This window comes from Corallococcus sp. AB011P (assembly GCF_003611605.1).
Lineage (GTDB): Bacteria > Myxococcota > Myxococcia > Myxococcales > Myxococcaceae > Corallococcus > Corallococcus coralloides.
The window spans coordinates 98450-109268 of sequence record NZ_RAVX01000026.1 but is presented as its reverse complement, the minus strand read 5'-3'; the positions used below and the strand labels follow the sequence as shown (position 1 = coordinate 109268).

Genomic DNA, 10819 nt, shown 5'->3' with positions numbered 1-10819 from the left:
GCGTGTTCTGCAGGGAGAACATCGCCTGGAAGAGGGCGCTGCGGCTCAGGTCGCGCACGGGCTGGAGGGTCTCCACCAGCTTCTCGAACGGCACGTGCTGGTGCTCGTAGGCCGCGAGCGTCGTCCCTCGCACCTGGGCCAGCAGCTGGCGGAACGTCGCCCGGGGCTCTACGCGCGCGCGCAGGACCAGGGTGTTGATGAAGAAGCCGATGAGGCCTTCGGTCTCCGCCTGCGTGCGGCCGGCGATGGGGGAACCCACGCTGATGTCGTCCTGGCCGGAGTAGCGGGACAGAAGCAACTGCCAGGCGGCGAGCAGCAGCATGAAGGGCGTCGCGCCCTCGCGCTGGGCCAGGGCCTTGAGTGCTTGCGAAACCTCCGGAGGGAGGTGCATGTCCACCGTGGCGCCACGGTGCGACTGCACGGGCGGACGCGGACGGTCCGTGGGCAGGTCCAGCGCGGCGGGCGCTCCGGAGAGCTTCTCCTTCCAGTAGGCGAGCTGGGTCTCCAGTGTTTCGCCCTGGAGCCATTCCTGCTGCCAGACGGCGAAGTCCGCGTACTGCACGGGCAGCGGCGCGAGGGCCGGCACCTGCCCCGCGTGGAACGCCGCGTACAGCGCAGTGAGCTCACGGACGAGGACACCCATGGACCACCCGTCGGAGACGATGTGGTGCATCGTCACCAGCAGCAGGTGCTCCGCGTCGTCCAGGCGCACCAGGGACGTGCGGAGAAGTGGGCCGGCTTCCAGGTCGAAGGGACGACGGGCCTCCACGTTCGCGAGGCGCCGCGCTTCTTCTTCCCGCTGCGCTTCCGGCAGTGAGGACACGTCGAGCAGGGTCAGCGTCCACGTCGCGGGCGCGTGGATGCACTGCGCGGGCTGGCCCTGGTGTTGGACGAGCGTGGTGCGCAGCGTCTCGTGGCGGGCGACGAGGGCCTCGAAGGCACGGCGCAGGGACTCGACGTCGACCTGCCCCTCCAGGGGAAGGGCCGCGGGGATGTTGTACGCGGCGCTGCCCGGCTGGAGCTGATCCAACAGCCACAGCCGCTGCTGTGCGAAGGACAGGGGAGGCGGGCCTGCGTGCGCGACGCGGATGAGCGGTGGCAGTCGCGGGCCGGAGGTCGCGGTGCGCAGGCGCTCAGCGAGCGCGGCGACGGTGGGGGCTTCGAAGAGGGAGCGCAGGGGCAGCTCCGCACCGAAGGACGCGCGGATGCGGGAGACGAGCTGGGTGGCCAGCAGCGAGTGGCCACCGAGAGAGAAGAAGTCGTCGTGGATGCCCACGCGCTCCACGCGCAGGACCTGGGCGAAGACGTCCGCGAGCTTCTCTTCGGTGGGATTGCGCGGGCCGACGAAGTCCGCGAGGGGCAAGGCATCCGGGACGGGGAGGGCCTTGCGGTCCACCTTCCCGTTGGACGTCAGTGGCAGTGCCTCCATGGGGACGAAGGCGGCGGGCACCATGTACTCGGGCAGGTGCTGCTTGAGGTGGGCACGGAGGACGGAGACGTCGAGGGCTTTGCCCACGACGTAGGCGACGAGGCGCTTGTCACCGGGAGCGTCCTCACGGGCGAGGACAACGGCTTCGTGCACGGTGGCGTGAGCGAGGAGGGAGGCCTCGATTTCACCCAGCTCGATGCGGAAGCCACGCACCTTCACCTGGAAGTCGAGGCGCTGGAGGTAGTCCAGCTGCCCGTCGGCCCGCCAGCGCACGACGTCGCCGGTGCGGTAGAGGCGGGCGCCCGGCGTGGAGGAGAAGGGGTGGGGGATGAAGCGCTCGGCACTCAGCGCGGGCTGGCCCAGGTAGCCCCAGGCAAGGCCTTCACTGGCGAGGAAGAGCTCACCGGGGACACCCACGGGCACGGGCTGGAGGTGGGCGTCGAGGACGTAGGTGCGGGTGTTGGCGATGGGGCGGCCAATGGGAGGCCGCGTGCCGTCGTCGCGCATGACGGCGGTGAAGGTGGCGACGACGGTGCTCTCGGTGGGCCCGTAGTGGTTGAAGAGGGAGGCGGGCACCGAAGGCGGCGGCCCGTGGTGCAAGGCCTCTCCGCCCGTCAGCAGGGCGCGGAGGGCCATGGGACGGGGCCACTCCTCACGCAGCACGGCTTCGGCCAGGGGCGTGGGCATGAAGCAGGTGGTGATGGCTTCGCGGGCCAGCCACTGAAGCAGCTGGGAGGGCTCCGCGCGCACGGCGTCGGGAGGGACGACGAGGCTGGCGCCGGAGGCGAGGGAGGGCCACACCTCCCAGGTGGAAGCGTCGAAGGCGACGCCAGCGGTGAGTGCGGTGGAGTCCTGGGGCGACAGCGAATAGGTGCGCTGGTGCCAGGAGACGAGGTTCATCAACGCGCGGTGGTGGACGGCGACGCCCTTGGGACGGCCGGTGCTGCCGGAGGTGTAGATGACGTAGGCCAGGTCCTCCGGGCCCACGGGAGCCACCGGCAGCGGCTGCTGCGTTGCACCCGTTTCCATCTCCAGCGAGAGGACGCGCGCGGAGAGAGAGGGCAGCGAGTCACGCAGGTGCTGCTGGGTGAGGAGGACGGAAGCGCCGCAATCCTCCAGCATGAAGGCCAGACGCTCCGGCGGGACACCGGGAGAGATGGGGACGTAAGCGGCACCCACCTTGAGGGCGCCCAGCAATCCCGCCACCAGCTCCGGGGAACGCTCCGCGAGGACAGCGACGCGGTTGCCACGGGAGACACCCGCCGCGTGCAGTTGGACGGCCAGCCCGTGAGCCCAGGCGTCGAGGGCTGAGTAGGTGACGCTTCTCTCACCCAGGCGCACGGCGACGGCGTCAGGCGTGTGTCGGGCGTGCTCGGCAACGACGTGGTGGATGCAGGTGTCGCGAGGGAAGGAGACGTCCGTCTCATTCCATTCGACGAGGAGCTGCTTCCGCTCCTCCGCCGTCATCACCTCCAGCGTGGACACGCGGGCATCCGGCTGGGAGGAGAGGGAGGAGAGGAGGACGCCGAAGTGGCCCATGAGGCGTTGGACGGTGGCGGCGTCGAAGAGGTCGGAGCTGTACTCGAGGAAGCCGGTGAGGCCCTGGGGCACCTCGAAGAGGGTGAGGGCCAAATCGAAGCGGGAGGAGTTGCCCTCCAGGGGAATGGGCTGGAAGGCCATGCCCGGCACACGCAGCGCCTCCGCGGGTGCGTTCTGCAGGACGAGCATCACCTGGAAGAGAGGGCTGCGGCTCAAGTCGCGCGAGGGCTGGAGGACTTCCACCAGCTTCTCGAAGGGCACGTGCTGGTGCTCGTAGGCGGCGAGGGTGGTGGCCTTCACCTGGGCTAGCAGCTGGCGGAAGGACTCCTCCGGGCGCACGCGGGCACGTAACACCAGCGTGTTGACGAAGAATCCGATGAGGCCCTCGGCCTCGGCGTGAGTACGGCCGGCGATGGGGGAGCCGACGGAGACGTCGTCCTGGCCGGAGTAGCGCGAGAGCAGCAACTGGAATGCGGAGAGCAGCAGCATGAAGGGCGTAGCACCTTCACGCTGAGCGAGACTGCGTAGCGAGTCCGTCAACTCCGAGGGGAAGTGCACGGGCACCGTGGCGCCGCGCCGGGACTGCACGGCCGGACGAGGACGGTCCGTGGGCAGCTCCAGCGCGGCGGGGGCACCGGCCAACTGCTGCTTCCAGTATCCGAGCTGCGACTCCAGCGTCTTTCCCTGAAGCCACTGGCGCTGCCAGAGGGCGAAGTCCGAGTACTGCACCGGCAGCGGTGCGAACGACGGCTCACGGCCCGCCGAGAAGGCGGCGTAGCTCGTGGCCAACTCCTTCACGAGGACGCCCATGGACCAGCCGTCGGAGACGATGTGATGCATCGTCACGAGGAGGACGTGCGTCTCTTCCGCCAACCTCAAGAGAGCCGTGCGCAGCAGGGGCCCGTGGACGAGGTGGAAGGAGCGCCGGGCCTCATGCGCGGCAAGCCGTAGTGTCTCCGCCTCGCGCGCGGACTCCTCCAGGCCGGACAGGTCCTCCACGGGGAGAGCCCAGGTCGCCGGGGCGTGGATGCGCTGGAAGGGCTGGCCCTCTTCTTCGAAGAAGGTGGTGCGCAGCGCTTCATGCCGCGCCACCAGCGCCTCGAACGCGCGGCGCAGGGCCTCCACGTCCAGGCGGCCCAGGAGGCGCAGCGCGACGGGGAGGTTGTAGGACGCGTCATCCGGCACCAATTGGTCCAGGAACCAGAGGCGCTGCTGGGCGAAGGAGAGAGGCTGGGGACCTTCGGTGCGCGTGCGAGTCAGAGGCGGCAGGCGCGTACCGGTAGGGACGCGCTGCAACTTCTCCGCGAGCGCGGCGATGGTGGGGGCCTCGAAGAGGGCGCGAAGCGGCAGCTCCACGTCGAACGCCGCGCGCACGCGGGCCACCAACTGCGTGGCGAGCAGCGAGTGGCCACCCAACTCGAAGAAGTTGTCCGTGCGGCCTACGGTGGGCACACGAAGCACTTCGCTCCAGAGTGCCGCGAGCTTCTCCTCCAGCGGCGTCGCCGGGGCCTCGTAGGCGTGCGAAGCCCGGAGCAGGCTCGCATCCGGAGCAGGGAGGGCCTTGCGGTCCACCTTGCCGTTGGACGTCAGTGGCAGCGTCTCCATGGAGACGAAGGCCGCGGGCACCATGTACTCAGGCAGGTGCTGCTTGAGGTGCGCGCGAAGGGCCGTGATGTCGAGGGCTTCACCCACGACGTAGGCGACGAGGCGCTTGTCGCCCGGCGAATCCTCGCGGGCGAGCACGACGGCGTCCTTCACGGCAGGGGCGGCGCGCAGGGCGTTCTCGACTTCGCCCAGTTCGATGCGGAAGCCGCGCACTTTCACCTGGGCGTCGATGCGGCCAACGAAGTCCAACTGGCCATCCGTACGCCAGCGCACCACGTCGCCCGTGCGGTAGAGGCGAGCCCCCTCCTCACCGGAGAAGGCATCCGGCACGAAGCGCTCGGCGGTGAGGCCCGGCCGTCCCGCGTATCCACGCGCCACGCCGACGCCGCCAATGTGCAGCTCGCCGCGTACACCCACGGGCACGGGCTGCCCGTGCTCGTCCAACACGTAGACACGTACGTTCGCCAGCGGCTTGCCGATGGACGGCACGTTCCCATCCGCCATTACCTCACCGAAGGTGGCGATGACGGTGGCTTCTGTGGGGCCGTACGTATTGAGCAGGCGCCGCCCCGGGGCCCAACGCGCGACGACGTCCGCGGGCAGGGCTTCGCCGCCGGAGATGACGGTGCGCACCTTGGGCAGTCCTTCGGAAGGCGTGGCCGCCAGTGCCGCGGGGGTGAGGCTGACGACACTCAACTCCTGCTCACGCAACAGCACGGGCAGCGGTGCGCCCGGCATCAGCTTCTCCAGCGGCGCGAGCACCAGCGTGGCGCCGTTGCAGAGCGTGGTGAAAATCTCCTCCACGGAGAGGTCGAAGCTGAGGCTGGCGAACTGCAACACTCGGCTGCCAGGGCCGATGCCGTACGCCACCGCTTCGTGGGTGACGAGGTTGGCGACGCTGCGGTGCTCCACCGCCGTGCCCTTCGGTGTACCCGTGCTGCCCGAGGTGTAGAGCAGGTACGCCATGTTGGCGGGCGTCACGCCCGTCACGGGCGCATCCGTCGGCTCAGCGGAGAGAGCGCCGCGCTCGGTGTCCAGGCAGAGCGCGCGGGCATGCAGCGCCTCGGGGAACCGGTCCACCAGTGGCTGCTGGGTGACGAGCACCTGGGCCGCGCTGTCCTCCAGCATGAAGGCCAGGCGCTCACGAGGCAGGAGCGGATCCACCGGGACCCAGGCACCACCGGCCTTCAGGATGCCAAGCAACCCGATGACGATATCGAGAGAGCGCTCGGCGCTGAGGGCGACGCGGACCTCCGGGCCCACGCCACGACGGCGCAGCGCATGCGCAAGCTGATTGGCGCGCGCATCCAGCTGCGCATACGTCAGTTGCGCTCCTTCGAAAATCGCGGCCACCGCCTCCGGAGCGCGGAGCACCTGCGCCTCGAAGAGCGAGTGCATGCACGCTTCGGGGAACGGCGCGCGCGTGGCGTTCCACTCCACCAGCACCTGCTGCCGCTCCTCCCCCGCGAGCAACTGCAGCGACGACACGCGGCGGTCCGGATGCGCGACGAAGCCCTCCACGAGCAGCCGCAGGTGCCGCATCATCCGCACGACGGTCGACCTGTCGAAGAGGTCGGTGTCGTACTCCAGCTCTCCCGTGAAGCCGTCCTCGCTCCGCGCGAGCGACAGCGTGAGGTCGAACTTCGCGGAGGCGCCCGTGCGCTCCTCGACCTGCACCTTCACGCCCGCGAGCGAGAGGTCCACCTCCGGGATGTTCTGCATGAGGAACAGCACGTTGAACAACGGCGACCCGCGCAGGTCGCGCATCGGCTGGAGCTCTTCGAACGGCACGTACTGGTTCGCGAGCACCCCCAGCGTGGTGGTGCGCACGCGGCCCAGCAGCTCCCGCACGGTGGGCTCGCCGCCCATCCGGGTGCGCAGCACGAGCGTGTTGATGAAGAACCCGAGCAGTCCCTCCAGTTGCGCGTCGTTCCGGCCCGCCACGGAGGACCCGATGCTCACGTCGTCCTGACCGGAGTAGCGGCCAATCAACACCTGGAGCGCGCCGAGCAGGAACATGAAGGGCGTGATGCCCTCGCGCACACAGAGGGCCTCCAAGGCCCGCGTCAGCTCCAGGGGGAACGCGACCTGCATCAGGGCGCCGGGATGCGCCTCGCGGAGGCCTCGCGGACGGTCGGTGGGCAGCTCCAGCACGGACGGCATCCCCTCGAGCTGCTGGCGCCACCAGTCGAGCTGCCGCTCCTTCTCCGCGCCCGACAGCCACTGGCGCTGCCACACCGCGAAGTCCGCGTACTGGAAGGGCAGCGCGGGCAGGACGGGCTGCGTCCCCGCCACCAGGGCCCGGTAGGCCTCCGACAGCTCCCGCATCAGGATGCTCATGGACCAGCCGTCGAAGACGGCGTGGTGGAGGGTCAGCAGCACCAGGTGCTCCTGCGCATCCAGCACCAGCGCCGACACGCGCAGCAGCGGTCCCGCCTCCAGGTTGAACGGGAGCCGCACCTCCAGCTCCGAGCGGCGCTTCACCTCCGCGTCGCGCTGCTCCGGCGAGAGGGCGCGCAGGTCCACCACCGGCAGCACCAGCGGCTCGGGCGGTGCGATGACCTGCACGAGCGCGCCGGTGTCCGGCCGCAAGGTGGTGCGCAGCGCCTCGTGACGGTGCACCACCAGCTCCAGGGCGCGGCGCAGGGCCTCCAGGTTCAGCACCCCGGTCAGCCGCAGCGAGAACGGCATGTTGTACGCGGCCGAGCCCAGATCGAGCTGCTCCAGCACCCAGAGGCGCTGCTGCGCGAAGGACGCGGGCAGCTTCTGGGTGCGCGGCACCGGCACCACCGGGGGCGGACCCTCGAAGCGCGGCTCCTTCGCCGAGGCCGCGATGCGCGCCGCCAGGTCCGCCACCGTGGGGGACTCGAACAACGCCTGCAGGGGCAGGTCCACCTGGAACGCCGTGCGCAACCGCGACGTCAGCCGCGTGGCCAGCAGCGAGTGCCCTCCCAGCTCGAAGAAGCTGTCGGTGGCGCCCACCCGCTGCACCTGGAGGAGCGACGCGTAGAGCTCCGCGACCTGGGCCTCCATCGGCGTGCGCGGCGCGACGAACTCGCGCGCGGCCTCCGTGGACACATCCGGCGCGGGCAGCGCCTTGCGGTCCACCTTGCCGTTGGGCGTCAGGGGCATCGCGTCCAGCACGACCAGCGCGGACGGCACCATGTACTCGGGCAGCCGCTCCTTCATGAGCGCGCGCAGGGCCTGGGACTCCAGCGTCTGTCCGGGCCGCGCCACCACGTAGCCCACGAGCCGCGCGTCGGCCCCGCCGCCGCGCACCACCACGGCGGCGTCGCGCACGCCCGGGGCCTGGCTCAGCACCGCTTCAATCTCTCCCAGTTCGATGCGGTAGCCGCGCAGCTTCACCTGGTGGTCGACGCGGTTGAGGTACTCCAGCACGCCGTGGGCGGCCCACCGCACGCGGTCGCCCGTGCGGTACACGCGCAGGCCCGGCACGCCGCCGTACGCGTCCGGGATGAAGCGCTCCGCCGTGAGGTCCGGCCGGTGGAGATAGCCCCGGGTGACGCCCTCGCCGCCGATGAACAGCTCGCCCGGCACGCCGCGCGGCACCGGGTTCAGCCCGCTGTCCAGCACGTACACCTGCGTGCCGGAGATGGGCCGGCCAATCGGCACGCCGCCCGTGCCCGAGGCCACCGCGTGCGCGGTGGACCACACCGTCGTCTCCGTGGGGCCGTACACGTTCCACAACACGCGGCAGCGCGGGAGCAGCGACTCGGCCAGCTCGCGCGGCAGGGCCTCGCCGCCGGTGAGGGCCGTCAGCTCCGGGCCCCGCCAGTCCGTCTCCAGCAGCAGCCGCCAGGTGCTCGGCGTGGCCTGGAGCACCGTCGCCCCGCACTGCCGGAGCAGGCCCGCCAGCCGCGAGCCGTCCACGGCGATGTCCCGCGACGCGATGACGACCTGCCCGCCCACCGACAGCGGCAGGAACAGCTCCAGCACCGCGATGTCGAACGACAGCGTGGTGACGGCCACCAGCACGTCCTTCGAGGACATGCCGGTCGTCTCACGCAGTGCCGCCAGGAAGCGCGCCACCGCGCCGTGCGGCACCTGCACGCCCTTGGGACGGCCGGTGCTGCCGGAGGTGAAGAGCACGTACGCCACGGCCTCCGGCGGCACCGCGTCGCGCAGCGGCGAGCCGTCCTCCGCCGCGATGGCCTCCGCGTCCCCGTCCAGCAGCACCACACGCGCCGCGTGCGGCGGCAGGATGGACTCCAGCGAGCGCTGCGACACCAGCACCGGCATCCCGCTCGCTTCCACCATGTACGCCAGGCGGTCCGTGGGGAACGCAGGGTCGAGCGGCACGTAGGTGCCCCCGGCCTTCAGCACGGCGAGCACCGCCACCAGCATGTCGAGCGAGCGCTCCACGCACAGGCCCACCCGCACTTCCATGCCCACGCCCTGCCGGCGCAGGTGACGCGCCAGCCGCGAGGCCCGTGCCTCCAGCTGCGCGTACGTGAGCGACTGGTCCCCGAACGTGGCGGCGACCGCGTCCGGCGTGAGGTCCACCTGGGCTTCGAAGGCGCCGTGCTGTGTGCTCCACGGCAGCGGGGCGGGGCGGGGCGGCTGCCAGGCGATGAGCACCTCGTGGCGCTCGGCGTTGGTGAGCAGCGGCAGACGGGAGACGGCCTCGTGCGGACGGCGGACGGCGCCCTCCAGCAACACGCGCAGGTGCTCCGCCATGCGCGCCATCGTGGGCGCGGTGAAGAGGTCGGAGTCGTATTCGAGGAAGCCCTTGAGGCCGGCTTCCGTCTCCAGCACCTGGAGCATCAGGTCGAACTTCGACGTCAGCGTGTCCAGCTCCATCGCCTCCAGCTTCACGCCCTCCACGGACGCCGCGCCGCGGAAGGAGGCCTGGAGCGTGAGCATCACCTGGAAGAACGACGTGCGCCCCTGGGTGCGCTCCGGGCGCAGCTCCTCCACCAGCCGCTCGAAGGGGAAGTCCTGGTGCTCATGCGCCGCGAGCACCGTCTCGCGCACCTGGTGCAGCAGCGCGCGGAAGGACGCGGAGGGCTCCACCTGAGTGCGCAGCACCACCGTGTTGACGAACAGGCCGATGAGGCCTTCGACCTCGCCGCGTGTGCGGCCCGCCACCGGCGAGCCCACCGTCACGTCCTCCTGCCCCGCGTAGCGCGACAGCAGCACCTGCCAGCCCGTCAGCAGCACCATGAAGAGCGAGGCGCCCTCCTGCTGCGCCAGGGCCTTCAGCGCGTCCGTCAGCTCACGAGCCAGCAGGAGCTCATGCCGGGCTCCCCGGCCGCTGCGGGCCGCGGGGCGGGAGAAGTCGGTGGGCAGCTCCAGCGCGGAGGGCACTCCGGCCAGCTGGCGCTTCCAGTAGTCGAGCTGCTTCTCCAGCCGAGGGCCCTGCATCCACTCGCGCTGCCAGACGCCGAAGTCCGCGTACTGGATGCCCAGCGGCGGCAGGGGCACGGCCTGTCCGCGTGCGAGCGCGCCGTAGAGGAGCGCCACCTCACGCACCAGCAACGTCATGGACCAACCGTCGGAGACGATGTGGTGCACCACCACCACGAGCAGGTGCTCCTTCGACGCGGACGTCAGCAGCAGCGCGCGCAGCAGCGGGCCCTTCGCGAGGTCGAAGGGCCGGGCCGCGACTTCACGCGCCAGTCGCCACGCTGCTTCCGGCGGCGAGCCCGTGAGGTCGTGATGCTCCAGCGCGAGCGCCGGCTCCGTCGACACCACCTGCACGGGGCCGGCTTCGTCCTCGCGGAAGGTGGTGCGGAGCACTTCATGACGGCGCACGACTTCGCGCAGCGCGCGCTCCAGCACGGCCACGTCGAGCGCGCCCTCCAGGCGCACCGCCATGGGCACGTTGTAGAGGGACGTGCCGGGCTGCAGCTGATCAATGAACCAGAGGCGCTGCTGGGCGAAGGACAGGGGCAGCGGGCGCGTGCGCTCCCGCACCGGGATGAGGCCTTGGACGGAGTTGCCGGCGATGGCCTTCTGCGCGGCCATCTTCTTGAGCAGCTCCGCGCGTTTCTCCGGTGAGAGGTTCGCGATCCGCTTCGACAGCTCCTGGCTCATCTTGTGTACTCCGCGCTCGGGGACGCCATCGCGAGCGCCACTCGGGGCAGTGGCATTCGCGAGAAGTCAGACCTGCTGCTGATTCCGGATTGCCGCCCTGGACCGCTCTCTCTTGAGAAGCAGGGGGTGGGTCAAATCCGCACTGGCCACGCTATTCCGTGGGCAACCGAGCTGTCATGGGGGCGCCCA

Annotated in this window: 1 protein-coding gene; it reads right to left on the bottom strand. The window is 70.8% G+C overall.

Annotated elements, in window-relative coordinates; genetic code table 11:
• On the bottom strand, positions 1-10630 hold a 10630-nt coding region (locus tag D7X30_RS37395; RefSeq protein WP_120567759.1), incomplete at its 3' end, for a non-ribosomal peptide synthetase.
• Between the last annotated feature and the right edge of the window lie 189 nt (positions 10631-10819).